The 24560-nt window shown below is 40.3% G+C and carries 26 protein-coding genes and 1 tRNA gene; 17 read left to right on the top strand and 10 right to left on the bottom strand.

The annotated features are described in order from the left end of the window. The first annotated feature begins 133 nt into the window (after positions 1-133). Positions 134-1141, top strand: a complete 1008-nt coding sequence (fbp, locus tag Q0M21_RS10955) for a class 1 fructose-bisphosphatase (protein WP_295338106.1) — start codon at positions 134-136, stop codon at positions 1139-1141. Positions 1142-1233: 92 nt separating this feature from the next. On the opposite strand, the gene Q0M21_RS10950 is transcribed toward fbp, so the two are convergent. Next, positions 1234-1665: a TerB family tellurite resistance protein gene (locus tag Q0M21_RS10950; RefSeq protein WP_295338104.1), complete on the bottom strand. Its 432-nt coding sequence runs from the start codon at positions 1663-1665 to the stop codon at positions 1234-1236. A gap of 150 nt (positions 1666-1815) precedes the next feature. Between Q0M21_RS10950 and Q0M21_RS10945 the strand changes: the two genes are divergently transcribed. The 3 genes from Q0M21_RS10945 to Q0M21_RS10935 all read left to right on the top strand — a co-directional run bounded on the left by Q0M21_RS10945 (position 1816) and on the right by Q0M21_RS10935 (position 4571). Continuing rightward, positions 1816-2409 (top strand): HupE/UreJ family protein, encoded by a 594-nt coding sequence (locus Q0M21_RS10945; RefSeq protein ID WP_295338102.1) that lies wholly within the window; start codon positions 1816-1818, stop codon positions 2407-2409. A gap of 139 nt (positions 2410-2548) precedes the next feature. Beyond that, entirely contained in the window at positions 2549-2977 is a 429-nt protein-coding gene (locus tag Q0M21_RS10940) for a dCMP deaminase family protein (protein ID WP_295338100.1), read from the top strand. Between the two features lie 25 nt (positions 2978-3002). Further along, positions 3003-4571 (top strand): S41 family peptidase, encoded by a 1569-nt coding sequence (locus Q0M21_RS10935; protein ID WP_295338098.1) that lies wholly within the window; start codon positions 3003-3005, stop codon positions 4569-4571. Here the strand turns inward: Q0M21_RS10935 and Q0M21_RS10930 are convergent, their stop codons facing one another. Genes Q0M21_RS10930 through Q0M21_RS10920 form a run of 3 tightly spaced genes read right to left on the bottom strand, consistent with a single transcriptional unit; the run spans position 4572 to position 5999 of the window. Continuing rightward, the gene (locus Q0M21_RS10930) at positions 4572-5180 is read right to left on the bottom strand and encodes an FAD-dependent oxidoreductase (protein WP_295338096.1); all 609 of its coding nucleotides are present in this window, start codon (positions 5178-5180) and stop codon (positions 4572-4574) included. A gap of 7 nt (positions 5181-5187) precedes the next feature. Next, positions 5188-5385 (bottom strand): hypothetical protein, encoded by a 198-nt coding sequence (locus Q0M21_RS10925; RefSeq protein ID WP_290875084.1) that lies wholly within the window; start codon positions 5383-5385, stop codon positions 5188-5190. 38 nt (positions 5386-5423) lie between these two features. After that, the gene (locus tag Q0M21_RS10920; RefSeq protein ID WP_295338070.1) at positions 5424-5999 is read right to left on the bottom strand and encodes a MarC family protein; all 576 of its coding nucleotides are present in this window, start codon (positions 5997-5999) and stop codon (positions 5424-5426) included. A gap of 161 nt (positions 6000-6160) precedes the next feature. Here Q0M21_RS10920 and Q0M21_RS10915 point away from each other — a divergent pair, with 161 nt between their 5' ends. Continuing rightward, complete coding sequence (locus Q0M21_RS10915; RefSeq protein ID WP_295338068.1) at positions 6161-6733, top strand: DUF3109 family protein; 573 nt, start codon at positions 6161-6163, stop codon at positions 6731-6733. A gap of 85 nt (positions 6734-6818) precedes the next feature. Here the strand turns inward: Q0M21_RS10915 and Q0M21_RS12365 are convergent, their stop codons facing one another. Continuing rightward, on the bottom strand, positions 6819-7067 hold the full coding sequence (locus Q0M21_RS12365; protein WP_367273725.1) for a GIY-YIG nuclease family protein: 249 nt from the start codon (positions 7065-7067) through the stop codon (positions 6819-6821). A 37-nt stretch (positions 7068-7104) separates the two neighbouring features. Next, a tRNA-Ala gene (locus Q0M21_RS10910) sits at positions 7105-7178 on the bottom strand. A 173-nt stretch (positions 7179-7351) separates the two neighbouring features. On the opposite strand from Q0M21_RS10910, the gene Q0M21_RS10905 reads away from it, so the two are divergent. Genes Q0M21_RS10905 through Q0M21_RS10890 form a run of 4 tightly spaced genes read left to right on the top strand, consistent with a single transcriptional unit; the run spans position 7352 to position 9548 of the window. Beyond that, complete coding sequence (locus Q0M21_RS10905; RefSeq protein WP_295338066.1) at positions 7352-8116, top strand: enoyl-CoA hydratase/isomerase family protein; 765 nt, start codon at positions 7352-7354, stop codon at positions 8114-8116. A 3-nt stretch (positions 8117-8119) separates the two neighbouring features. Then, entirely contained in the window at positions 8120-8296 is a 177-nt protein-coding gene (locus Q0M21_RS10900) for a hypothetical protein (protein WP_295338064.1), read from the top strand. Between the two features lie 37 nt (positions 8297-8333). Continuing rightward, positions 8334-8786 carry a 6-carboxytetrahydropterin synthase gene (locus Q0M21_RS10895; RefSeq protein WP_295338062.1) on the top strand — a complete coding sequence of 151 codons (453 nt, stop codon included), beginning with the start codon at positions 8334-8336 and terminating at the stop codon, positions 8784-8786. 9 nt (positions 8787-8795) lie between these two features. Next, positions 8796-9548, top strand: a complete 753-nt coding sequence (locus tag Q0M21_RS10890) for a UDP-2,3-diacylglucosamine diphosphatase (protein ID WP_295338061.1) — start codon at positions 8796-8798, stop codon at positions 9546-9548. Between the two features lies 1 nt (position 9549). Here the strand turns inward: Q0M21_RS10890 and recJ are convergent, their stop codons facing one another. Continuing rightward, positions 9550-11238: a single-stranded-DNA-specific exonuclease RecJ gene (gene recJ / locus Q0M21_RS10885; RefSeq protein WP_295338060.1), complete on the bottom strand. Its 1689-nt coding sequence runs from the start codon at positions 11236-11238 to the stop codon at positions 9550-9552. A 125-nt stretch (positions 11239-11363) separates the two neighbouring features. Between recJ and ade the strand changes: the two genes are divergently transcribed. After that, the gene (gene ade, locus Q0M21_RS10880; protein ID WP_295338058.1) at positions 11364-12986 is read left to right on the top strand and encodes an adenine deaminase; all 1623 of its coding nucleotides are present in this window, start codon (positions 11364-11366) and stop codon (positions 12984-12986) included. A 74-nt stretch (positions 12987-13060) separates the two neighbouring features. On the opposite strand, the gene rsmI is transcribed toward ade, so the two are convergent. Both rsmI and Q0M21_RS10870 read right to left on the bottom strand, forming a co-directional pair. After that, complete coding sequence (gene rsmI, locus Q0M21_RS10875) at positions 13061-13762, bottom strand: 16S rRNA (cytidine(1402)-2'-O)-methyltransferase (protein ID WP_295338057.1); 702 nt, start codon at positions 13760-13762, stop codon at positions 13061-13063. Then, the gene (locus tag Q0M21_RS10870; protein ID WP_295338055.1) at positions 13763-14683 is read right to left on the bottom strand and encodes a hypothetical protein; all 921 of its coding nucleotides are present in this window, start codon (positions 14681-14683) and stop codon (positions 13763-13765) included. A 200-nt stretch (positions 14684-14883) separates the two neighbouring features. Between Q0M21_RS10870 and Q0M21_RS10865 the strand changes: the two genes are divergently transcribed. The 6 genes from Q0M21_RS10865 to Q0M21_RS10840 all read left to right on the top strand — a co-directional run bounded on the left by Q0M21_RS10865 (position 14884) and on the right by Q0M21_RS10840 (position 23112). Beyond that, positions 14884-15519, top strand: coding sequence for a thymidine kinase (locus Q0M21_RS10865; RefSeq protein WP_295338054.1), 636 nt, complete (start codon positions 14884-14886; stop codon positions 15517-15519). Positions 15520-15542: 23 nt separating this feature from the next. After that, positions 15543-17987, top strand: coding sequence for a bifunctional UDP-N-acetylmuramoyl-tripeptide:D-alanyl-D-alanine ligase/alanine racemase (locus tag Q0M21_RS10860; RefSeq protein ID WP_290876055.1), 2445 nt, complete (start codon positions 15543-15545; stop codon positions 17985-17987). 72 nt (positions 17988-18059) lie between these two features. Further along, positions 18060-18437 (top strand): large conductance mechanosensitive channel protein MscL, encoded by a 378-nt coding sequence (gene mscL, locus Q0M21_RS10855; protein WP_290876057.1) that lies wholly within the window; start codon positions 18060-18062, stop codon positions 18435-18437. A gap of 169 nt (positions 18438-18606) precedes the next feature. Further along, a complete protein-coding gene (locus tag Q0M21_RS10850; protein ID WP_295338051.1) occupies positions 18607-19596 on the top strand; it encodes an aspartate-semialdehyde dehydrogenase in 990 nt (329 codons plus the stop codon). Positions 19597-20161: 565 nt separating this feature from the next. Next, positions 20162-22540, top strand: a complete 2379-nt coding sequence (locus tag Q0M21_RS10845) for a TonB-dependent receptor (protein WP_295338049.1) — start codon at positions 20162-20164, stop codon at positions 22538-22540. Positions 22541-22551: 11 nt separating this feature from the next. Continuing rightward, positions 22552-23112, top strand: coding sequence for a type 1 periplasmic binding fold superfamily protein (locus Q0M21_RS10840; RefSeq protein ID WP_295338047.1), 561 nt, complete (start codon positions 22552-22554; stop codon positions 23110-23112). Between the two features lie 47 nt (positions 23113-23159). Here the strand turns inward: Q0M21_RS10840 and Q0M21_RS10835 are convergent, their stop codons facing one another. Further along, positions 23160-23960 carry a TIGR00266 family protein gene (locus tag Q0M21_RS10835; protein WP_295338045.1) on the bottom strand — a complete coding sequence of 267 codons (801 nt, stop codon included), beginning with the start codon at positions 23958-23960 and terminating at the stop codon, positions 23160-23162. A gap of 180 nt (positions 23961-24140) precedes the next feature. Between Q0M21_RS10835 and Q0M21_RS10830 the strand changes: the two genes are divergently transcribed. After that, positions 24141-24515 carry a DoxX protein gene (locus Q0M21_RS10830; protein WP_295338043.1) on the top strand — a complete coding sequence of 125 codons (375 nt, stop codon included), beginning with the start codon at positions 24141-24143 and terminating at the stop codon, positions 24513-24515. The last annotated feature ends 45 nt before the right edge of the window (positions 24516-24560 follow it).

Genomic DNA, 24560 nt, shown 5'->3' with positions numbered 1-24560 from the left:
AATTTTAAGTTCGAAACCCTTCAATTTAAAAGTCTCGCGACCACAAAAATACAACTTATAATTTCTTTTCAGAATAGATTTTTTCTTAGACAATTTTAGCGATATTTGCACCCACAACTACAACGATTTCGTAATGGAAGAACGCAACAAAACCTTAGGTGAATTTATCATCGAAAAACAAGAGGAATTCAAGTATTCCTCGGGCGAATTGTCCCGAATTATCAATTCCATCCGTTTGGCTGCCAAAGTAGTCAATTACAAAGTCAACAAAGCCGGATTGGTGGATATCGTGGGCGCTGCAGGCGACCAAAACATTCAAGGCGAAGACCAACAAAAGCTGGACGTTTACGCCAATGAAGTGTTCATTCAAACCTTAATCAACCGCGAAATTGTTTGCGGTATTGCTTCAGAAGAAAACGACGATTTCATCACCGTAGCCGGTTCCGACAACAGTCACAGCAACAAATATGTAGTGTTGATGGATCCGCTCGATGGTTCCTCCAATATCGATGTGAATGTTTCGGTAGGAACAATTTTTTCAGTTTACCGTAGGGTAACTCCTGTGGGGACTCCGGTTAGTATTCAAGATTTTTTACAACCCGGAACCCAACAAGTAGCGGCAGGTTATGTTATTTACGGCACCTCAACCATGTTGGTTTATACTACCGGACACGGCGTGAATGGTTTTACTTTGAATCCGGCCATTGGTACATTTTACTTATCGCATCCCAATATGCAATTTGCCAAAGACGGTAATATTTACTCTATCAACGAAGGGAATTATGTCCATTTTCCGCAAGGCGTAAAAGATTACATTAAATACTGCCAGTTGGAGGAAGGCGATCGCCCTTACACATCCCGCTACATAGGAAGTTTAGTATCCGACATTCACCGCAACATGATCAAAGGCGGTATTTATATTTATCCTACCAGTTCCAAATCGCCTAACGGAAAGCTGCGTTTGTTGTACGAATGCAACCCAATGGCTTTTATAGCAGAACAAGCCGGCGGAAAAGCCTCGGACGGTTTCGGCAGAATCATGGAAATTCAGCCCACCGAATTACACCAACGCGTACCGTTCTTTTGCGGCAGCTATAACATGGTCAAAAAAGCCGAAGAGTTTATGGCTAAACATGTTTAAGTAACTAAGCAGCTAAGCAACTGAGTGACTGAGTAAAAAAAAAGAGAAGCCTGAATAATTAATTCAGGCTTCTCTTTTATATTTTTAAGCTGTTATTTATTCATATGTGTCATTTCATATACAAAAGTATCTGAATCCACATTCATCACTAATAAAGACAAAGCTTTGTCAACAATATAAGGCACATTCCCCGGCGTAAATCCTAAAGCCAAAGCAAACTTGGTTAAGATTTCTTTTTGTTTTGGTCCGAGTACGTGATCAGCATAAACCATACGTGACAAGTCGTATAAACGCTCTAAACGCTGTACATGCAAATAAGGCGGATTGATTGGGTATTTCAATGGATTTTCCAAGATCTCTTCATACTCAGCCGGCGATATTTCTAAACGAACCGCTAATTTATCCAAGAATTCTTTTTCTTCTTTGGTCAAATCGCCATCGGCTGTAGCCACACGAACAATCGCTGAAAAATGACCCTTATTTCTGCTCTTAAACTCGTTGTCAAATAAATCTGAAATAGACATAATGGTATAGGTTTTAATATGGCAAATATAAGCCAAATTCCTGTTTCTGAAAATCAATTCTACAAATGTTTTTTATCGATTTTTGGATTTATTTTGAAACGACAATTAAAATTAATCGTAAGTTTACCTCACTAACAACCTATAATTACCATGTCAGATTTCTGGATATACTTTAATATCGGATTACAACATGTGCTCGACATCAATGCCTACGACCATGTACTGTTTCTTTTGGCACTAACCGTTCCTTACGAATTCAAATCGTGGAAACGCATTCTAATTCTTGTTTCACTTTTTACTTTAGGCCATACTGTAGCACTCTTTTTATCGGTGTTCAACATTTTGACCATCAAACCTGAAATTGTCGAATTTCTAATTCCGATTACCATTTTAGCTACCGCTTTGTACAACATCATAGCTACCGGCAAACCCGCTAAAAAAGACAGCGTTTCCGTTACCGGCATGATTACGTTTTTCTTCGGAATCATCCACGGATTAGGTTTTTCCAACTACTTCAACAGCATCTTAACCGGTAAACCAACCGATAAATTGTTACCGCTCTTCGAATTCGCTTTAGGAATTGAAGTCGCGCAAATCATTGTAGTACTAGCAGCGTTGCTGTTGGCTTATGTGGTGCAAACCTTACTCAAATTCTCTAAACGCGACTGGATTTTGATAGTTTCCGCTTTCATTGCCGGCGTAGTAATTCCCATGATTATGCAAAGTGAAATTTGGGTTAAATAAATTGTTTTGGAGCTAAAGGTTTGGGTATATTTGCTATCCGTTTTCCCGCTAGCTGTTCCAATCTTTTCAAATGGTTCCCATTTAAAAAGGATTTCCACGTTTATCGGGGCTAAACGAAAAACCATTTGAACTTTTGGAAATGAAAGAAAAGAAACAAGAAAAATACGATATCGCTTACCTCAGAATTGCCGCCGAATGGAGCAAACTCTCCTACTGCAAACGCAAACAAGTAGGCGCCATTATTGTTCGCAACCGTATGATTATTTCCGATGGCTATAACGGAACGCCTTCAGGCTTTGAAAACTGCTGCGAAGACGACGAAGGTTTAACCAAATGGTACGTTTTACACGCCGAAGCCAATGCCATTTCCAAAGTAGCCCGTTCTACACAAAGTTGTGAAAACGCTACACTGTACATCACGCTTTCGCCTTGCAAAGAATGCAGTAAATTAATCCACCAATCGGGCATCAAACGCGTAGTCTATCACAACGGTTACCGCGATGAATCGGGTTTGGATTTCCTGAGAAAAGCCGGTGTGGAAGTCACCAAAATTGATGAGCTGGAATAACCAAATGTACCATTTCTTCTCGTAAATGAAATCAAAGGAAAAATACTTGCCGCTTTTATTGTTCTCTTGCGTTGCTTTGGGCATCGTGATTGGCGGTATGCTCAATTTTCCGGAACGCTCTTTATCCAAAGCCAACGCCCGAAAAGCCAAAATAGACAAACTAATCGACTTTATAGACGATGAATATGTTGACCATGTGAATTCGGATTCGATAGTCGACTTAACGGTGAACAGCATTTTGGCCAATCTCGATCCGCATTCGGTTTATATTCCGCCCAGCGAACAATCCACCGAAGCCGAACTCATGCGCGGAGATTTTGTTGGGATTGGCGTAAATTTCTACATGTACAAAGACACCGTAACAGTTGTTCGTCCACTGGCAAACGGCCCTGCCGAAAAAGCAGGAATATTGGCAGGCGATCGTATTTTATATGCCGATAAATCGAAACTCTTTGGACGGAAACTGCCCACCGACAGCTTGTTCAATAAACTCAAAGGCGAAGAGGGTTCGACCGTATTGCTGACTGTGTACAGAAAGAGCACGGGCAAAAAACTAAAAATCCCAGTAATACGCGACGTGGTTCCGATTAAAAGTGTTGACACGTATTTAAAACTGAATAAAACTACCGGTTATATTAAAATCAATCGCTTCGCTGAAAATACTTATTCCGAATTCCGATACGGTTTGGAACAACTCAAAAAGCAAGGCATCAGCACTTTGGTCATCGATTTGCGCAACAATGGCGGCGGTTATTTGGAAAAAGCTGTTGAAATTGCAGACGAGTTGTTAAAAGACCAAGAACTTATCGTATTTACCAAAAACAAAAAAGGCACCATCAACAAAACGTTTGCCACCGAAGAAGGCATTTTTGAAACCGGAAGAGTGTATGTTTTAATTGATGAAAACTCAGCTTCTGCGAGTGAAATTCTGGCCGGCGCCATTCAAGATAACGATCGCGGAACTATCGTTGGCCGACGTTCGTTTGGGAAAGGTTTAGTACAACGTGAAATGGGCTTTGAAGACGGCTCTGCAGTTCGATTAACTACCTCTCGCTATTATACTCCAAGCGGTCGCTCTATCCAAAAACCTTACACCAAAGGCGATAGTGAAGCCTACGTACACGATTTCGAAAAGCGCTTTGAAAGTGGTGAATTGTACGCCAAAGACAAAATTAAAGTGGCGGATTCCCTAAAATTCAAAACCAAAAAAGGCCGCATTGTTTACGGCGGCGGCGGTATCGTTCCGGATATTTTTGTACCATTGGAAGTGAAAAAAGGCGAAGAAAATTTAGGTTACGTACTCAATTCCGGCTTGATTGGTTATTTTGTTTTTGAACAAATCGACCAAAACAGAAACACTTATAAAGGACTCGACTTTAAAGCCTTTTTAAGTAAGTTCTATTCAGATAAAAATATTGTGAACCGATTTCAAACCTACTTAGACCAATCCGGTTTAGGAATAAGTGTTGCGAATAACGATAATTTGGTAAAAAAATACTTGTCGGCAGAATTCGCCCGTCAGCTGTTTGGTGAAGATCAGTATTACCAAATCCTATTGAAAGACGATGCGATGTTGAAAGCGATATTGAAATAGTTACTTCCGAATGCTATCGTGTACTTGCACATGAACCCCATTATTCCAAAGGGTTAAAATATCAGTAGCTACGGCAGCACCACTTCCGGCGGCTATAGCCAGTTGACTTCTCCAACCGGCTAAGGTCCCGGTAACATAGATCCCTTCGGTTACTTTGTGGTCGGTATTTTTGAGTTGGATTCGGTTTTTTTCAGCAATTACTTTTTGATGCGGTATCACATACGCTTCAAGACCTTCTATCGTAAACGGATTTGAAGCTCCAATACCTATAACTACGATTTTGGTAGCATAAGTGTTTTTGTTGGTGATTACAGAAAAGTTTCCGACTTCGCCTTCAATCTTCATTACTTTCTCGCCCGCAATTTGATCGATATGCGGATACAATTGTTGTAAATGCGTAATGCTTTCTGTTAGTAAATCCGAACCCAATTTTCCTGCCGGTATCCCGTAAGCATTATTGAATAAAGCATCTTGCAAAGAAGAAGCTTTTTGGTGCGCGATGATGCCTATTTTTTTATCGACTACAAAAGGTTTGTTTTGAGCGGAACCTAAAATCAAAGCACAAGACATGCCTGAAACACCGCCGCCAATAATTAAAACATCGTACATAGGAAGGTTAGTTTTTTAGTTTCTCTTCGATTTTCTTCGACATTCTGAAAATCAAAAGAATCAGCATGGCACACATAGCTGCTGCTATTCCTATTAGAGCAACCAAACTATCACCTTCAAACAAATTGCTGAAGTCCAACATGGTCACATTGAAAGCAATCAGAGCAAAAGCAACAACAATTAATATGGTAGTAAAAATTTTCATGGGTTGAATTTATAGCGCAAAAATACTAATTTTTAAAATCAGACAAATAGTCCTTTAACATTAGCCGCAAATAATTTAACAGCAATAGCTAACAAAACTACTCCAAATACTTTTCTAATGATACTCAAACCGTTTTTGCTTAACATCTTTTCAATTTTGGAAGACGATTTCAAAACGATGTAAACCAATATAATGTTCAATAGGATGGCGATAATAATATTAATCGATTGGAATTCGGCACGCAAAGACAGTAGCGTTGTCATGGTTCCGGCTCCGGCAATTAACGGGAAAGCAATTGGCACGATAGACGCAGAATTAGCTTCTTCATCTCGGTACAACCGAATACCTAAAATCATTTCCAAAGCCAAAAAGAAAAGTACAAATGAACCGGCTACGGCAAAAGAGTTGACATCGATGCCAATCAACTTCAAAATTTCTTCACCTACAAAAAGAAAGGCAATCATAATTCCGGCTGACACTATAGAAGCTTTTTCAGACTGAATATGACCGAAGCGGGTTCTCAAATCGATAATGACCGGGATACTCCCAACGATGTCAATAACGGCAAACAAAACCATAGTAGCCGTAGCAATTTCTCTGAAGTCTAAATTCATGACGCTATTTTTTTTTGCAAAATTAGGTTTTTAATCGTTTATAACGATTTTTGATTTTACCTTTGCATTAAAAATCACGCTTTGGCTTTTAGCCGTAGCTAAAAAAATTAATCTATTTTAAAATATCTGAAGCCCACTGGGCTTCCTCCTCTTACTATCAAATGTTTCAATTAGGCAAAACCATCGTATCGGAGGATATACTCGAAAAAGATTTTGTTTGCAACCTATCGGCCTGTCACGGCGCTTGTTGTGTAGACGGCGATGCCGGTGCGCCATTGAGTGAAGCCGAAACCAAAATATTGGAAGACATTTATCCGAAAGTGAAACCTTTCTTGCGCAAAGAAGGCATTGAAGCCATAGAAAAATTGGGCACTTGGGTAGTCGGCACCGATCAGGATTTAGAAACACCACTTATTGACAACAAAGATTGCGCTTATGTAATTTTTGACGGAAAAACAGCGCTTTGCGGTATTGAGCAAGCCTACAATCAAGGGATAATCGACTGGAAAAAACCGGTTTCTTGTCATTTGTATCCGATTCGTGTGAAAGATTTTAGTGAATTTGCCGCTGTAAATTACGACCGTTGGGACATTTGCAACGATGCATGTACTTTAGGAAAAGAATTGCAAGTTCCTGTGTATAAATTTGTAAAAGAAGCTTTGATTCGAAAATTCGGTCAAGATTGGTATACCGAATTGGAAAAAGTAGCTGAAGAGTTGAAGAACGAGAAATAAAAAAAGCCTGAATCGATGATTCAGGCTTTTTTGTGGAGAAGATGGGGCTCGAACCCACGACCTTCCCGATTACCATCGGGACACTCTAGTAACTATTTTCGATTAATTTCTCAATATAAGTCCTGCTTTTCATTTTCTTAATCTGCATTTCACGTTGATAAGCCTCACTTCTTGAGAAAAATGATTCTGAATACTTCAATTTCCAATCCTTAGCTGATTTGGTATACTTACTGCGACTGTTCAAATGGTCACGTAGGCGCTCATCAATATTTTGACAAGAACCAACATAGTATTTATTAAGCAATTCGGAATAAATTATATAAACGTAAAACATATTCAAAAAGAAAAAGTCCTGATTTCTCAGGACTTTGTGGAGAAGATGGGGCTCGAACCCACGACCTCTTGACTGCCAGTCAAGCACTCTAGCCAACTGAGCTACATCCCCAATATTTGAATTTCAAAACCGCCCTTCCCGATGGCTATCTGGACACTCTAGCTAACTGAGCTACATCCCGGTTTTTGAGACGACAAATATATAATTTTATCCAAACAAAAAACAACTCAAGGAGCATCTTTTTTTGAGATTTGTTGTAAATTTACCCTAAATATTCATTTTTTATGTCTGCCGAAAATACCTCCGGGTTTATCCAAACCCAAATTGACCACAAAATTGCCTTTCTTACTTTCAGTCATCCTGCCAGTAATTCTTTTCCGAGTGATTTATTACAAAAACTCACCGATGAACTCAATGCACTCAGTAACAATGCCGAGGTCAACGTAATCGTATTGCAAAGCGATGGAAAAAACTTCTGTGCCGGTGCTTCTTTTGACGAACTGCTTTCTGTAGCTAACTTAGAAGACGGAAAGAAATTCTTCTCCGGTTTTGCCAACGTTATCAATGCGATGCGTAACTGTTCTAAAATCATACTCGGAAAAATACATGGAAAAGCCGTTGGTGGCGGTGTTGGTTTAGCTGCTGCTTGTGATTTTGCCTATGCTTACCAAGACGCTTCAATCAAGTTATCCGAAATCGCCATTGGTATCGGACCGTTTGTGATTGAACCGGCCTTATCACGAAAAATCGGCAAAACGGCCATGTCAGTCTTGACTCTTCAACCCAACCATTGGCACACCGCAGATTGGGCTGTGGAAAAAGGACTTTATGCAGATGTTTTCGACAGTTACAGCGAATTAAACGATGCAACTTTAGCAATGGCCAAAAGACTAGCAGGTTACAACCCGGATGCCTTGACCGCTATGAAAAAAGTGTTTTGGGAAGGCACTGAGCATTGGGACAATCTGTTATACGAACGTGCAGCCATCTCAGGCCTATTGGCGCTCTCCGATTTTACCAAAAATGCGCTTAACGAATTTAAAAAGTAAATCATGCTACTCCTTATTTCTCTTTTACAGCAAGCAACTATTGATGAAAAAATCAAAAATGCTCCGGATAGCGGGTATTTGGTTGGCGTTTGGATAGGTTACATTTTACCCTTTGCAATTTTAGCCGGTCTGGCTTGGTTGATGTACCGCAAAGCTAAAAAAAGACAGGACGAGCTGTAGTAATATTTACTAAATTTGCAGCATTAAAACTTTTTTCATGAGTAACATCCGAATTACCAAACAATTCTCTTTCGAAACCGGGCACGCGCTTTACGGCTACGACGGTAAATGCAAGAATGTGCACGGACACAGCTATAAGTTATCGGTAACGGTAATTGGTCAACCTATAACCGACACTTCGAATGTGAAGTTTGGAATGGTCATCGACTTTTCGGATTTGAAAAAAATTGTGAAAGAAGAAATTGTGGATGTATTCGATCATGCGACAGTTTTCAATCAAAACACACCTCATATAGAATTAGCCAACGAACTCAAAGACCGCGGTCATCATGTGATTTTGGTAGATTACCAACCTACCAGCGAAAATATGGTTACTGATTTTGCGCAAAAAATAAAAAATCGTTTACCGCAAAACATTGCACTACATTCTTTAAAACTCCAAGAAACCGACACTTCCTTTGCCGAATGGTATGCCTCGGATAATTCATAAGTAAGCTACATGCAAATTACACCCAACAAAAAAATCTATTTTGCCTCCGACCAACATTTTGGCGCTCCGACTGCGGAAGCGAGTTTTCCTCGTGAGCAAAAATTTGTGGCTTGGTTGGACGAAGTAAAGCAAGACGCCGAAGCGATTTTCTTGCTAGGCGATTTGTTTGATTTTTGGTTTGAATACAAAACCGTGGTTCCGAAAGGATTTGTCCGTGTTCTGGGTAAATTAGCAGAAATTCGCGACAGTGGTATTCCGATTTACTTTTTTGTAGGCAATCACGATTTGTGGATGCATGATTATTTCGAGAAAGAACTGAACATTCCGATCTATCGCGACAATCAAGAGTATGAATTTAACGGTAAAACGTTTTTAATCGGTCACGGCGATGGTAAAGGTCCGGGCGATAAAGGCTACAAACGCATGAAGAAAGTCTTCACCAATCCATTCTCCAAATGGCTCTACCGTTGGTTGCATCCGGATATCGGTATGAGATTGGCCCAATATTTATCGGTTAAAAACAAACTGATTTCGGGGGAAGCCGATGTGAAATTTTTAGGCGAAGAAAACGAATGGTTGATACAATACTGCAAACGAAAACTGCAAACCAAGCATTACCACTATTTGATTTTTGGTCACCGTCATTTGCCGATGGTAATTACGGTAGGCGAAAATGCCGAATACATCAACTTAGGCGATTGGATTGGCTATTTTACGTATGGCGTTTTTGATGGTGAAACTTTTGAGTTGAAGAAATACTAAACTACCTTATATCCTTCAACCGCAACTGCACCGAAACCTTGCCGTTGAATTCGTTTTCGTCTATGCAATACACGGCGTCAAAAGGTTGCTGGTTTTTGACCAAATCCAATTTCTTTCCTAAACCAAAACCAATAGCGCCAAATCCCTGGGAATTATTTTGCTTGACGTATAGTTTCAAATGGTCTTCGTCGGCACCGATTCCTTTAGCGTAACCCGAATCTTTTAACCCTTTGGTCATAAAAACCGGCGTCATGTTTTGCGGACCGAAAGGTTCAAATTGGTTTAAAATCCGGACTAACTTTTCGTTGATATCCGTCAAATTAATTTCGGCATCCACTGCAATTTCAGGAGTCAGCAAATCAGGATGTATTGTTGCTTCCACCGTTCTTTCAAAGGCTTCTTTGAAAGCAGCATAATTTTCTTCCTTTAAAGTCATTCCTGCCGCATACATATGGCCGCCAAATTGTTCCAAGTGTTCGGCACAAGATTCTAAAGCATTGTAAATATCAAAATCCTTCACCGAACGCGCTGAGGCCGCGAGTTTGTCGCCACTTTTAGTGAACACTATCGTAGGACGATAATACGTTTCTGTCAATCGCGAAGCTACAATGCCGATAACGCCTTTGTGCCAGTTTTCTTGGTAAACGACCGTCGTAAATTTTTTAGTTTCCTCATTTTCTGTGATTTGCGATAAGGCTTCAGCGGTAATTTGTTTGTCCAAATCTTTGCGATCGCTGTTGTGTTGCTCTATTTCGGAAGCAAAAAATTCAGCTTGTTCTAAATCGTATTCCGTAAGCAAAGCAACGGCTTCGTTACCGTGTTTTATTCTGCCTGCGGCGTTAATTCGTGGCGCAATGATAAAAACGACATCGGTTATGGTGAGCGTTTTCTTTTTGACATTTTGGACCAAAGCCTTAATTCCGGGACGCGGATTACTATTAATGACTTCCAAACCAAACTTGGCCAAAACCCTGTTTTCTCCTGTCATCGGAACAATATCCGCGGCTATCGCAGTCGCCACCAAATCTAAATAAGGCACTAAATCTTCAACAGTTTGATTCCTGTTTTGCGCAAGCGCCTGAATCAATTTAAACCCAACGCCGCAGCCACACAATTCATCATACGGATACGTGCAATCGGCTCTTTTAGGATCTAAAACAGCTACAGCTTCCGGTAGTGTATCTCCAGGGCGATGGTGATCACAAATGATAAAATCGATGTTTTTAGCTTTGGCGTAGGCCACATGATCGATAGATTTGATGCCGCAATCCAAAGCAATTATCAAGGTAAAACCATTATCGTCTGCAAAATCAATCCCTTGGTACGAAACGCCGTAACCTTCGTTATAGCGATCCGGAATATAAGTCGCCACATTGTGATAAAAACTTTTCAAATAACTCGACACCAGGGAAACCGCTGTTGTGCCATCCACATCGTAATCACCAAAGACTAAAATATTTTCGGCATTGGCAATAGCTGTTTCAATGCGAACCACAGCTTTGTCCATGTCTTTCATCAAATACGGATCGTGTAAATCAGACAAACTCGGACGAAAAAATTGGCGTGCGGCTTCAAAGGTTTCAATACCTCGCTGTACCAAAAGCATCGCAATCAACTCATCTACTTTGAGTTCGGCTGCTAAAGCTTTGACTTTTTCGGATGATGGTTTGGGTTGGAGTGTCCAGCGCATGTTAGATTACGAATTGAGAATTAGGAATTACGAAGCGTAAACCACAAAAATAGCAAAAGCTACATCAGATTGATTGCAGTTTTAGTGTATTTATTCGTTACTTTTGAAATTCAAATTGAATCAAAATGCATATTCAAGGTCAAATAGTCGATATCGAAAACCGCCGCATTTACTCCGGCGAAGTTAGGGTTGAAAACGGTAAAATTGTTTCGGTAATTGAAAAACAACACGATAACAAAAACTATATCCTTCCGGGTTTTATCGACGCACACATTCATATCGAAAGCTCGATGTTGGTGCCTTCCGAGTTTGCCAAAATAGCGGTTTTACACGGTACCGTCGGAACCATTTCCGATCCGCATGAAATTGCCAATGTATTGGGAAAAGACGGTGTGTATTATATGATTGAAAACGGCAAAAAAGTCCCGTTGAAGTTTCATTTTGGAGCGCCATCCTGTGTTCCGGCCACCTTTTTTGAAACTGCCGGAGCGGTAATCGATTCGGAGCAAATTAAGGAACTGATGGCGCATCCCGACATTTATTATTTGGCCGAAATGATGAACTATCCCGGTGTGTTGTTTGACGATGAAGAAGTGTTGAAAAAGATAGCTTGGGCGAAACACTTTAACAAACCCATCGACGGTCATGCGCCTGGTTTACGTGGCGAAGCCGTCCAAAAATATATTTCCGCCGGAATTACAACCGATCACGAGTGCTTTACCTATGACGAAGCCGCTGAAAAATTAGCCTTAGGGATGAAAGTCATTATTCGAGAAGGCAGTGCCGCTAAAAATTTTGAAGCGTTAATCGGCTTACTGCCGGATCATTTTGAAAACCTAATGTTTTGTTCCGATGACAAACATCCGGACGATTTGATTGTGGGCCACATCAACCAATTGTGTGCTCGGGCAGTGGCCAAAGGACATGACGTTTTTAAAGTTTTGCAAATGGCTTGTATCAATCCGGTGAAGCATTACAACATGACCGTAGGTTTATTGCAACCTAACGATGCCGCCGATTTTATCGTAGTGGAAGATTTGACGGATTTTAAAGTGTTACAAACCTACATTAACGGAGAATTAGTGGCTGAAAACGGGCAATCTTTTGTGAAGCATGTTGCCTTTGAGAAACCCAATAATTTCAATACTTCCCCTAAAGTTTTAGCCGATTTTCAAGTGGCGAGTTCGGCCAAAACCATTCGCGTTATCGAGGCTTTGGAAGGACAATTGATTACCAATGAAGTTCATTGTTCGCCTAAAATTCAGGATGGTCATTTAGTTTCCGATACCGAAAATGATGTCTTGAAAATGGCCGTAGTCAATCGGTATGAAAATGCGCCGGTGGCTGTGGCTTTTATCAAAAATTTCGGTTTGAAAAAAGGAGCGATTGCCAGTTCAGTGGCACACGATTGTCACAATATAGTCGTGGTTGGTACTTCAGATGAAGAAATTTTGAATGCGGTGAATTTACTCATTGCCAACACCGGCGGTATTTGTGCCGTAAACGGTGCCGAACAAAAATCGTTGGCCTTACCCGTAGCCGGGATTATGAGCGACCAAAACGGTTGGGAAGCCGGACGTTTGTACCAAGAAATTGATGCTATGGCCAAAGACTTAGGCAGTACTTTGAAAGCGCCTTTTATGACGTTGTCTTTTATGGCACTACTGGTAATTCCTGATTTAAAATTGTCGGATAAAGGTTTGTTCAGCGGAAAACAATTTGCGTTTACGGATTTGGTGGTAGCGTAAGGAAATAATGCGTTAGGGATTGCAGCAAGCTACCGTGTAGCGCGGAAAGCCCGGCCGCAGGCAACGCCCCAATATTACTCCTGGTTTTTCTTGCTTTCCTTGGTTTCGATTTTCCCGCCAACTACCGCGACGATTTCACCTTTTGGTGGTTTGGCTTCAAAATGTTGCAACACCTCAGCGGCTGTACCTCGGATGGTTTCCTCATGGAGTTTTGACAATTCACGTGAAACCGACACCGGTCGGTCGGCGCCAAAATACTGCACAAATTCGCCCAAAGTTTTCACTAATTTGTGAGGCGAAACATAAAAAATCATGGTTCTGGTTTCTTCGGCCAACGCTAAAAAACGGGTTTGTCTTCCTTTTTTTTCGGGCAAAAAACCTTCAAATACAAAACGGTCGTTAGGCAGACCACTATTCACCAAAGCCGGAACAAAAGCCGTAGCTCCCGGCAGACATTCCACCTCGATATTATTTTCTACACAAGCTCGGGTGAGTAAAAATCCGGGGTCGGAAATGGCCGGCGTTCCCGCGTCGCTGATTAAGGCGATGTTTTCTCCGGCTTGCAAACGCTTGATAATATTTTCCACCGTTTTGTGCTCGTTGTGCATGTGGTGGCTGTGCATGTGTGTGGCAATATCGAAATGCTTCAACAGTTTGCCGCTGGTGCGCGTGTCTTCGGCCAAAATTAAATCCACTTCCTTTAAAACGCTGATGGAGCGGAAAGTCATGTCTTCCAAATTACCGATTGGTGTGGGAACAAGGTAAAGTTTGCCCATTTATTTGAATTTATTCTCAAGCACAGTCATAAAACGCTCTATATAATCCTCTTTGCCAACCCAGTAATTGTAGTCGGGTATCACCATCTCGTTCAAGAAAGTTTTGGCTTCTTCCAGGGTATCAAAGGTGTTCAATTGCGAGATTACGCGGTTGAAATCTTCGTTGCTTTCGCCAAACAAATGGTTTACAAAAGCGATGCGGTCGTTCAATCCAATTTCAATGGTTTTGGCAAAAGCGCTGTTTAAAGACGCTGCCGGTTTAGGTTGCGCTATTTCCGGTTCCGAAGCCTTTTCTTCTTTAGTTTCCGTTGGAAAAAGGGAGACTTCATTCGGCTTTACGAAAATCGGATCTACGTAATTTTCGCCTAATAAATCTTCTAAAGCTATGTGTTTGGTATCTGGTTTTAGTTCGGATGCCGTCTCTGCTGCAGGTGCTTCTTCTTCAGCTTCTTCTTGGGCCAATTCAAATATCGGCGTAAAAAGCGGTGCTTCGGTAGCGGCTGGTTCTGCTGCAACTTCCGGTGCCATTTCTGCAACTTCTTCCTCAGCTTCTTCCTCAACAACCGTTTCAACTTCAGTTTCGGCTTCAGTTACAACCGGTTCTTCTTGAGCGTCTTCGGCTGCAAGAGTTTCCACCTCAACAGCAGGTGCTTCGGTTTCAACCACTAGTTCCGCTTTCACTTCAGCCACGATAGCCTGAGGTGTTTCAGCATCAAAAGCAGTTTCTAATTTTTCTTCCAATTCGGCGGCATCAACCTCCGATTTTAGGACTTCGTAATTGTCCTGGTAAAATTTTAAAACCGATAACGTTTCGTATAATTTTTGGGTTTCTTTATACAATTGATCCACATCCGATTTGTTTTTGAGTTTCAAAATTCGGTGGGCAATGCTGATTAATTCGGCTTCTACTCTTTTTTTCATGATGGTTTGTAATTATAGGAAATACGCTGGTCTGTTTTTTAAATTCACTTCCGAAACATTTATTTACCTTCGGGAAGCGGGAACCATAATTAAAATTTTTCTACATTTGAATCGACGTAAAAATAGCAATTATTCAAGTCGATTGGTTTTCGTTACAAAGTAATAAAAACTATTCATTTTTAGCGCAAGAAAAATACAAAATGTTTCTCGAAAATACAGTAAATCATAAAGAACAATTTGGGTGGATTGAAGTCATTTGCGGCTCCATGTTTTCGGGCAAAACCGAAGAATTGATACGCCGCTTGAAACGCGCTCAGTTTGCCAAACAAAAAGTGGAAATTTTCAAACCTTCCATTGATGTTCGCTATGACGAAGAAATGGTGGTTTCGCACAACAAAAACGAAATTCGCTCTACTCCGGTACCAGCGGCGGCCAACATCCGTATTTTGGCGCAAGGTTGCGACGTAGTCGGGATTGATGAAGCCCAATTTTTCGACGATGAGATTATTGCCGTTTGTAACGATTTGGCCAATTCGGGTGTTCGCGTTATCGTGGCAGGATTGGATATGGATTTTAAAGGCAATCCGTTCGGACCGATGCCAGCGCTAATGGCTACGGCGGAATATGTCACTAAAGTACATGCGGTTTGTACCCGAACCGGAAATTTAGCCCATTACAGTTTCCGAAAAACCGACAGTGATAAGTTGGTTTTGTTAGGCGAAACTGAAGAATACGAACCTTTGAGTCGCGCCGCCTATTTTAAAGCCATGCGCGAAAACATGGAAGTTAAAGACCCTGAACATTTGTCTTCAGAAGACCCGAGCGTAGCGAACTGACGCAGTTATAAATCCCCAACACTTTGACACTAACCTTACGAAATATTATTCCCATCCTCAAAGCCCATTGGGTTGGTGAAAATGATGTAGCGGTAATCGACTCTATATCCATCGACAGCCGCTCTTTGCAAAACGGTGAAAACACGATGTTTTTTGCCATTTCCGGACCTAACAATGACGGACACACTTACATTAACGAACTGATTGACAAAGGTGTTTGCCATTTTGTAGTGACGCACATTCCTGAGACAGTTGCCGGCAAAGCCAACTTTTTAGTGGTGGAAAACACTTTGGATGCATTGCAGAAATTTGCCGCTTACTACCGAAGTTTATTCGATTTCCCAATCATCGGGATTACCGGAAGCAACGGAAAAACCATCATCAAAGAATGGTTGAACTTTTTACTGAGTCCGGATTACAACATCATCCGCAGTCCGAAAAGTTACAATTCGCAAGTCGGCGTTCCATTATCCATTCTAGGCATTAAAGAAAAGCACAACCTCGGGATATTCGAGGCCGGTATTTCGACGATGTACGAGATGGAAAAACTGCAGAAAATCATTCGCCCAACCATTGGTGTTTTGTCTAATATCGGTTCGGCGCACGATGAAGGTTTTTCGAGCGTGGCTGATAAAATCAAAGAAAAATTAAAGCTGTTTACTTCGGTCAATGTGCTGATTTTAAACAAAAATAAAACCATACAGGCCTTTATCAACCCCAAAATCAAAACCTTTAGCTGGTGTTCCGATAACAAAAGTGCCGATGTTTATATTACCAAGAAAAATTTAGGTGATTTAACCGAATTGCAAGTCACTTACAAAGAAGATACATTCCCGATCCTGATTCCGTTTCAGGACCAAGCATCGATTGAAAACGCTATTCATTGTATGATGGTGATGTTGTATTTCGGCTACAATCCAAAAGTGATTCAAACCCGAATGGCACAATTGTATCCGGTGGAAATGCGCTTGAAAGTGAAAAACGGAATGTACAATTGTACACTTATCGACGACAGTTACAGCTCCGATTTCCAATCGTTGAAAATTGCCCTCGACTTTTTAGAGCACCAAAAGCAACACAAAAAGAAAACCATCATACTTTCGGATATATTTCAAAGCGGATTGAACAATGATGAGTTGTACTCACAAGTCTCGCAATTGATTATCTCCAATAAAATCAACCGCGTTATTGGTATAGGCGAAACCATTTCGCAGTACAAAAACAAGTTCATTAACGGCACTACTTTTAAAAATGTAGCCGAATTTATGAATGCTTTCGACCGCTTGAATTTTGAAAACGAAACCATACTAATTAAAGGCGCGCGCGATTTTCACTTTGAACAAATTGTTTCGATGTTGGAAGAGAAAACGCATGAAACGGTATTGGAAATCAACCTCAACGCGATTAGTCACAACCTGAATTTCTTCAAATCGAAATTGGCACCCAAAACCAAACTGATGGTCATGGTAAAAGCCTTTGGCTACGGCAACGGCGGATTTGAAATTGCCAAATTGCTCGAACACCACAAAGTAGATTATTTGGGCGTGGCTTTTGCCGATGAAGGAATAAGCTTAAAAAGTGCCGGTATCAACGTGCCGATTATGGTGATGAATCCGGAAACCACCAGTTTTTCGGCGATTATCCAACACCAATTGGAGCCTGAAATTTATTCGATTAAAGGATTGAAAGCCTTTTTAAAAATAGCCGAGCAGAAGAAACTCAAATACTTCCCGATTCACCTCAAAATCGACACCGGAATGCACCGTTTGGGCTTTGAAGAAGAGCAGCTATCCGAGTTAATTGCGATTCTAAAAAGTAACGAGACGGTTCAAATCAAAAGTATTTTATCGCATTTGGCCACCAGTGACGATTTGAAACAAGATGCGTTTGCCCAATCACAAATTGCATTATTCGAACAATTATCAACTCAACTGATAACCGAGTTAAAAATCAAACCGATTCGCCATATTTTAAACACTTCCGGCATTTCGAATTATCCCGGTGCGCAGTATGATATGGTGCGTTTGGGAATAGGATTGTATGGCATTTCCAACGATGAAGAAGAACAAAAATTCTTGGAAAATGTGGGCACTTTAAAATCGGTTATCTCGCAAATCAGAACCATAGAAGCCGGCGAAAGCGTAGGTTACGGACGAAGATTTATGGCCGAAAAAACAACTAAAATCGCTACTATTCCCATTGGTTATGCCGACGGAATTCGCAGAAGTTGGGGCAATGAAGTTGGCTATGTGGTTATCAATGGCAAAGAAGCCAAAATTGTAGGAAGTGTTTGCATGGACATGCTGATGGTGAACGTAACTGAAATAGATTGCAAGGAAGGTCAATCGGTGATTATTTTCGGAGAAAATCCTTCGGTAAACCTGATGGCTAAGGCTTTGAACACCATACCTTATGAAATCCTGACCGGAATTTCACAACGCGTTAAAAGGGTGTTCTTCCGAGAATAATTCAAAACCCTATTCGGTTTTTCAAAAATTTAACTATTTTAGTACTATTAATCAACTAAAAAAACACAAATTATGGGAATGGTTTCAGAATTTAAAGATTTTATTGCAAAGGGAAATGCAATGGATTTAGCCGTTGGAGTAATCATTGGAGCTGCGTTTGGCGCCATCGTTAACTCTTTAGTCGCCGATGTAATTACACCGGCCTTGTTAAATCCGGCTTTGAAAGCTGCACAAGTAGAAAATTTAGCCGACTTAAAAACCGACAACGGAATTCTGTATGGTAAATTTTTAGCAGCAGTTATCAGCTTTTTAGTTATTGCCTTTGTCATCTTCATCATGGTTAAAGCGATCAACTCCATGAAGAAAAAAGAAGAACCGGCTCCGGCAGCACCGGCTGGTCCGACACAAGAAGAATTGCTGACTCAAATCAGAGATTTGCTTAAAAAGTAGTACCGTTACACTATATATTCTAACTAATCCGCCTCGTCATTGGGGCGGTTTTTCTTTATAGCGAAAAGCCAATTTAGAAATCAGAAAATTTTACCGTAAAAACAAAAACAGCAGTTGTTTTCTGATTACTTTTGTATTTCAATTTTTAAAAAATCTTAATTCTATTCATATGAAAATTGCTGTAGTAGGTGCCACCGGTATGGTTGGTGAAGTGATGCTTCAAGTTTTAGCAGAAAGAAATTTTCCGGTAACCGAATTAATTCCTGTAGCCTCTGAAAAATCGGTAGGTAAGGAAATCGATTTCAAAGGCAAGAAGTACAAAGTGGTTGGCTTACAAACAGCAGTCGACATGAAAGCCGATATCGCTTTGTTTTCGGCTGGTGGACAAACCTCTTTGGATTGGGCTCCTAAATTTGCAGCAGCCGGCACTACAGTAATCGACAATTCTTCGGCATGGAGAATGGATCCGACTAAAAAATTGATCGTACCCGAAATCAACGCCCACGAATTAACGACTGCCGATAAAATCATAGCCAATCCTAATTGTTCTACTATTCAAATGGTTATGGTTTTAGCGCCTTTGCATAAAAAATACAATATCAAACGCGTGGTGGTTTCCACTTACCAATCTATCACCGGAACCGGTGTGAAAGCGGTGCAACAATTGGAAAACGAATACGCCGGTGTTCAAGGAGAAATGGCTTATAAATACCAAATCCACCGCAACGCTATCCCGCAATGTGATGTTTTTGAAGACAACGATTACACCAAAGAAGAAATGAAATTGGTACGCGAAACCAAGAAAATCATGAGTGATAACAGCATCGCGGTGACGGCAACTGCAGTACGTATTCCGGTCGTTGGCGGACACAGTGAAACGGTAAATATTGAATTCACCAACGATTTTGACATCGCCGAATTGCGTAAAATATTACACCATACCAATGGCGTGACTGTTCAAGACAATGCGGACACTTATACTTATCCGATGCCTTTATATGCAGAAGGAAAGGACGATGTTTTTGTGGGTAGAATTCGCCGTGATGAAAGTCAGCCCAACACCGTAAACATGTGGATTGTAGCCGACAACTTAAGAAAAGGCGCCGCAACCAACACCATTCAGATTGCCGAATATTTGGTAGCGAATAAATTAGTTTAACAAAGTTGAGCTACTAATACTAGCCACGAATTTCACCAATTACCACGAGTTAATTTGTGCTAATTTGAGTAATTTGTGGCTTTTTCATTAAAAAAATGTCCGGGTTTTTACAAATCCTAAAGTTTGTTAAAATTGGGCTGATTTTATCTGTTTTTGCGCTACTTTTGTGAACATGAAAGGAAAACTACGCTTAGTTAATGCAGTTATGGGACTGATGATATTGCTGGCAATATTGTTTCAGTCGGCACACTCATTCAACCATTTAGTGAAACAGTTTTCCAAGTCACACTGTCATCATGTGTATCACGATCATCAAACGGAATTACATCATGGTCATGACGGATTAGAAAAGTGTTTTACTTGTGAGTTTGCTTTCAGTCATTCGGTTAAAGCAGGGTCTCATTCTATTTCATTCGTCAATAAATTTTTCCTCAAAAGATCTCTTTTTAGCTACTCTTCCGAGCATATTTCGATTTTCAACGGAAGTTCATTCCTGCTTCGCGGTCCGCCGATTGTTTAATTTTTTTGACCTAAACTTAGTGTTAACAAATTAGCAAACAGCAAAATGCAAAAAATCATTGTATTTTTTGGCTTGTTGTATTTTGGTGGTGTTTACTGTCAAAATACCATAAGCGGAAAAATAGTTGATGAGAACAATATGGGATTGGAAAAAAGCCATATTCATATTTCTTCAAAATCAACTAACAGTAAAAAAGACGGCTCTTTCGTTATTCGCAATATTCCAAATGGTTCGGCAAAGGTTTTAATTACCTATGTCGGTTACAAACCTATTGACACTACTATTGTTGTCAACAGTGATTTGGAGATCAATTTTGTTATGAGACAAAAGAACGAACAATTGGAAGAAATTGTAGTAAAACACAAAAACAATTATTTCAATCATTCGGTTTCCGAACAAAAAATCAAAGAAAAAACCATTGAAAAATTCAGCAGTCAATCGTTGGGAAACCTGTTAAAAGAAGTCTCCGGAGTTTCGGTGTTAAAAAGCGGCAACACTGTAGTAAAACCGGTAATTAATGGTTTACACAGCAGCCGCGTTGGGATTTATACAAACAATGTAAAACTAGAAGACCAACAATGGGGAATGGAACATGCTCCCAATTTTGACGTGAATGCGGCCGGTAAAATTACCGTTTTAAAAGGTGCTTCCGGGTTACAATACGGCGGAGACGCCATTGGAGGGATTGTAATCATCGAGCCTTTCAGCACCAAAAAAGACACGCTTTTCGGGAAAACAATTATGACTATGGAATCTAATGGTCGTGGCGGCACTATTTCGTCTAGTTTGCACAAAGGAAACTTTTGTGACTGGAGCTGGAATGCACAAGGCAGTTTCAAATATTATGGCGACAGAGAATCCCCCGATTATGTACTGTCGAACACGGGAAATCGTGAAGCTAATTTTTCGGGTGATTTGAAATATATCGGTAAGAAATTTGACTTTGCAGCTTATTACAGCTTGTACAATGCCACCCTTGGGATTTTGAGTGCTTCCCACATTGGAAACATGAATGACTTGTACTACTCAATTAATGATGAAATCCCTTCGGTGATTGAAGATTTTACGTATTCCATCCAAAATCCGAAACAAAAAGTACAACACCATTTGGCCAAGCTGAATTACAATTATTACCTCAAAGAGGGACAAACGTTAGGCTTGCAGTATGCTTTTCAATTCAACAACAGAAAAGAGTTTGATTTGCGCACCGGTGTTGCTGATTCCAAACCGGCTTTGGATTTAAACTTGGTAACACATACTTTAAATGCCGATTATAAATTGAGTAAAGACGATTGGGATTTTAAATCTGGTGTGATGGGATTATACCAAAACAATGCGGCGAATCCTAATACCGGTGTTCGCCCGTTAATTCCGAGTTATAATAAGTTTGACGCCGGCATTTATGCCATTGCTGATCATCATATTTCAGATAATTTCTCCGTAGAAGCGGGAATTCGATATGATTTTTCGACCATTGAAGCTACTAAATATTATTTGAAATCGCGTTGGGAAGAACGCGATTACAGCCCGGAATTCGATTCCTTTATTGCCGGCGATTTTGGTACGCAATGGTTTACCAAGCCTACCTTTACCTTCCACAATTTTTCAGCCAGTATCGGAATGCAATATTCCTTTGGTAAAGATTACGAGTGGTATTTCAACCTTAGCCGTGCCGTCAGAAATCCGAATCCATCCGAGTTTTTTAGTGATGGTTTACACCATTCAAGTGGTATGATTGAATTAGGCGATTTGAGATTACAGCAAGAAAAGTCAAATAAAATCAGTACTTCCATTCAAAAAAAATGGTCTCGTTTTAAAATCAATCTCAATCCGTTCTTGAATTATATTGAAGCATATATGTTTTTGAGACCTGTTGGCTTTGAAACTACTATTCGCGGTGCTTTCCCGGTTTGGGAATACCAACAAACCAATGCCTTATTGACGGGTATGGATTTTAATTCCGAATGGCAGATTAACGAGCATTGGCAACATCGTTTGTTGCTGTCTTATGTCCATGGCAAAGACAAAACCAATGACGACGCCATAATCGATATGCCACCTTTAAACATTAACAACAGGATTCAGTTCAACCATAAGAATTGGAAGAATTTAACGATGGAATTACAAAGTGAAATGGTGTTCAGACAGACTCAGTTCCCAGACAACAACTTCACAACAAACATTATTGTAAACGGAGAATTAACACCGGTTAGTGTAGACATAAGCACACCACCGGCAGCGTACCATCTTTTGCATTTTACTTCTGATTTTGAGTTTAAAATAGCTGCTAACTCAATGGCTACACTAGGCTTTGCTGTATTCAACATTTTAGACACTAACTACAGAGATTATTTAAACAGACAGCGTTTCTATGCCGATGAATTAGGCCGAAACTTTCAAATTCAATTAAAAATTAACTATTAAAATTAACTCTTATGAAATATTTAAATCCAACCAAATCATTCATCTTATTAGTAAGTTCCCTATTAGTAATGTCATGCAGCAGCGACGACAATGGCCCGGTAAATGAGGAAGAGCTTATCACTACGGTAACTACTACCTTAACCGGAGGCGGACAAGTAATTACATTAACTTCAAGAGATTTAGACGGCGATGGACCAAACGCTCCTACCGTTACAGTCTCCGGAAATTTGGCTGTAAACACCACTTATGTTGGTGAAGTTTCTTTTTTAAACGAAACCGTAACGCCAGCCGATAATATTACGGTAGAAGTAGAAGCTGAAGGTGAAGAGCACCAAATTTTTTACCAACTTCCAACCGCTTTAGGAACTGTAGTCTACACTGATACGGATCTGAACGGAAAACCCGTAGGGCTTAATTTCACACTTACTACCGGAAACGCCGGAACGGGTAACTTAACGGTAATATTAAGACATTTACCTAATAAATCCGCGGCAGGCGTAGCAACTGGAGACATCACCAATGCGGGTGGCGCTACAGATGCTTCAGTAACTTATCCGCTAACTGTAAATTAAATCACAATTAGCATAAAAAACGTCCCGGTCATTCGGGACGTTTTTGTTTAAAATCGGTTATCGCCATCTAACATTCGCCCTAATCCGCCCAGCAAACTGCCTTCTTCTCTACCGTTTCCGCCGGCTTTAGGTGCCGAAGCTATAATTCGGTCCGCCAAACGGCTAAATGGTAATGATTGAACGTAAACCGTTCCGGGACCGCGTAAAGTGGCGTAAAACAGACCTTCGCCGCCAAATAACGAATTTTTAATGCCACCGATGAATTCTATATCGTAATCCACGTCTTTGGTAAAGCCAACTATACAGCCGGTGTCGACTTTCAGTATTTCGCCGGCAGCCAATTCTCTTTTGGCTAAAGTGCCGCCGCTGTGAACGAAAGCCATTCCATCGCCTTCAATTTTTTGCATAATGAAACCTTCGCCGCCGAATAATCCGCGACCTAGTTTTCTGGAAAATTCAATTCCAACGGAAACCCCTTTGGCAGCGCATAGGAAAGCGTCTTTTTGACAAATAAACTTCCCGTTGAATTGTGATAAATCTATAGGGACAATTTTTCCGGGATAAGGCGAGGCAAAACAAGCCTTGCTTTTGGTGTTGTTTTGATTGATATAAGCCGTCATAAAAAGACTTTCTCCGGTTAGTACGCGCTTTCCGGCGGACAATAATTTGTCTAACAAACCGGATTTTTGTTGAGAACCGTCGCCAAAAATTGTCTCCATAGTGATGCCGTTGTCCATCATCATAAAACTTCCGGCTTCGGCTATTACTATTTCTTGCGGATCGAGTTCAATTTCAACGTATTGCATTTCTTCCCCATAAATATGATAATCGATTTCGTGTGCTTTCATAGTCAATGTATTTTGTTTTCCCTATTAGTTTGTGGTCTTTAAAAAAAGTTACAAATTCGAAAAAAATCCATCATAAAAGGAGTTTAAGAGGAAATATGTTAATAATTTAACTTTTTCAATGTAATTGATTTAATTTTTTAATGTTATTTTTACCATATTACTAATTAAAATCATCCGCCTATGAATTCCATGTTTACCACCATTGTTAGAATCGTCTTAGGATTAGCGCTCTTGGTTTTTGGCGCCAACAAATTATTTACTTTCCTTCCTATGGAAGCTCCAACTGGTTCTGCCGGTGATTTTATGAGTTCGCTAAATGCCACAGGGTATATTTTCCCGGTATTAGGTGTTTTGGAAATGATTATCGGAATCATGTTGTTGTTAAAAAAATGGATTGCTTTTGCTTTGATTTTATTAGCGCCTATTTCCATCAATATTTTGTTATTTCATTTGTTTTTGGGAATTTCAGGATTACCGGTAGCAGTCGCTATTTTAGCCTTTAACGTGATTTTAATTTACAAGCATTGGCAACAATACAAACCGCTTTTTTATTAGCAGTTTTTCTCCAAAATAAAAAACCGTCTCTATTCAAGAGACGGT

This window comes from Flavobacterium sp. (genome assembly GCF_024710485.1).
Classification (GTDB): domain Bacteria; phylum Bacteroidota; class Bacteroidia; order Flavobacteriales; family Flavobacteriaceae; genus Flavobacterium.
This window is presented reverse-complemented; position numbering and strand designations above follow the sequence as displayed.

What these genes read in the sequence shown, in the direction of transcription:
- Q0M21_RS10940 (WP_295338100.1), top strand. Translation starts at nt 2,549, where the DNA reads ATGAAAGAAAAGAAACAAGAAAAATACGATATCGCTTACCTCAGAATT.
- Q0M21_RS10950 (WP_295338104.1), bottom strand. Translation starts at nt 1,665, where the DNA reads ATGTCTATTTCAGATTTATTTGACAACGAGTTTAAGAGCAGAAATAAG.
- mscL (WP_290876057.1), top strand. Translation starts at nt 18,060, where the DNA reads ATGGGAATGGTTTCAGAATTTAAAGATTTTATTGCAAAGGGAAATGCA.
- Q0M21_RS10935 (WP_295338098.1), top strand. Translation starts at nt 3,003, where the DNA reads ATGAAATCAAAGGAAAAATACTTGCCGCTTTTATTGTTCTCTTGCGTT.
- Q0M21_RS10890 (WP_295338061.1), top strand. Translation starts at nt 8,796, where the DNA reads ATGCAAATTACACCCAACAAAAAAATCTATTTTGCCTCCGACCAACAT.
- Q0M21_RS10895 (WP_295338062.1), top strand. Translation starts at nt 8,334, where the DNA reads ATGAGTAACATCCGAATTACCAAACAATTCTCTTTCGAAACCGGGCAC.
- Q0M21_RS10900 (WP_295338064.1), top strand. Translation starts at nt 8,120, where the DNA reads ATGCTACTCCTTATTTCTCTTTTACAGCAAGCAACTATTGATGAAAAA.
- recJ (WP_295338060.1), bottom strand. Translation starts at nt 11,238, where the DNA reads ATGCGCTGGACACTCCAACCCAAACCATCATCCGAAAAAGTCAAAGCT.
- Q0M21_RS10845 (WP_295338049.1), top strand. Translation starts at nt 20,162, where the DNA reads ATGCAAAAAATCATTGTATTTTTTGGCTTGTTGTATTTTGGTGGTGTT.
- Q0M21_RS10905 (WP_295338066.1), top strand. Translation starts at nt 7,352, where the DNA reads ATGTCTGCCGAAAATACCTCCGGGTTTATCCAAACCCAAATTGACCAC.
- Q0M21_RS10840 (WP_295338047.1), top strand. Translation starts at nt 22,552, where the DNA reads ATGAAATATTTAAATCCAACCAAATCATTCATCTTATTAGTAAGTTCC.
- Q0M21_RS10930 (WP_295338096.1), bottom strand. Translation starts at nt 5,180, where the DNA reads ATGTACGATGTTTTAATTATTGGCGGCGGTGTTTCAGGCATGTCTTGT.
- Q0M21_RS10850 (WP_295338051.1), top strand. Translation starts at nt 18,607, where the DNA reads ATGAAAATTGCTGTAGTAGGTGCCACCGGTATGGTTGGTGAAGTGATG.
- Q0M21_RS10870 (WP_295338055.1), bottom strand. Translation starts at nt 14,683, where the DNA reads ATGAAAAAAAGAGTAGAAGCCGAATTAATCAGCATTGCCCACCGAATT.
- rsmI (WP_295338057.1), bottom strand. Translation starts at nt 13,762, where the DNA reads ATGGGCAAACTTTACCTTGTTCCCACACCAATCGGTAATTTGGAAGAC.
- Q0M21_RS10920 (WP_295338070.1), bottom strand. Translation starts at nt 5,999, where the DNA reads ATGAATTTAGACTTCAGAGAAATTGCTACGGCTACTATGGTTTTGTTT.
- Q0M21_RS10865 (WP_295338054.1), top strand. Translation starts at nt 14,884, where the DNA reads ATGTTTCTCGAAAATACAGTAAATCATAAAGAACAATTTGGGTGGATT.
- Q0M21_RS10945 (WP_295338102.1), top strand. Translation starts at nt 1,816, where the DNA reads ATGTCAGATTTCTGGATATACTTTAATATCGGATTACAACATGTGCTC.
- Q0M21_RS10830 (WP_295338043.1), top strand. Translation starts at nt 24,141, where the DNA reads ATGAATTCCATGTTTACCACCATTGTTAGAATCGTCTTAGGATTAGCG.
- Q0M21_RS12365 (WP_367273725.1), bottom strand. Translation starts at nt 7,067, where the DNA reads ATGTTTTACGTTTATATAATTTATTCCGAATTGCTTAATAAATACTAT.
- fbp (WP_295338106.1), top strand. Translation starts at nt 134, where the DNA reads ATGGAAGAACGCAACAAAACCTTAGGTGAATTTATCATCGAAAAACAA.
- Q0M21_RS10915 (WP_295338068.1), top strand. Translation starts at nt 6,161, where the DNA reads ATGTTTCAATTAGGCAAAACCATCGTATCGGAGGATATACTCGAAAAA.
- Q0M21_RS10925 (WP_290875084.1), bottom strand. Translation starts at nt 5,385, where the DNA reads ATGAAAATTTTTACTACCATATTAATTGTTGTTGCTTTTGCTCTGATT.
- ade (WP_295338058.1), top strand. Translation starts at nt 11,364, where the DNA reads ATGCATATTCAAGGTCAAATAGTCGATATCGAAAACCGCCGCATTTAC.
- Q0M21_RS10835 (WP_295338045.1), bottom strand. Translation starts at nt 23,960, where the DNA reads ATGAAAGCACACGAAATCGATTATCATATTTATGGGGAAGAAATGCAA.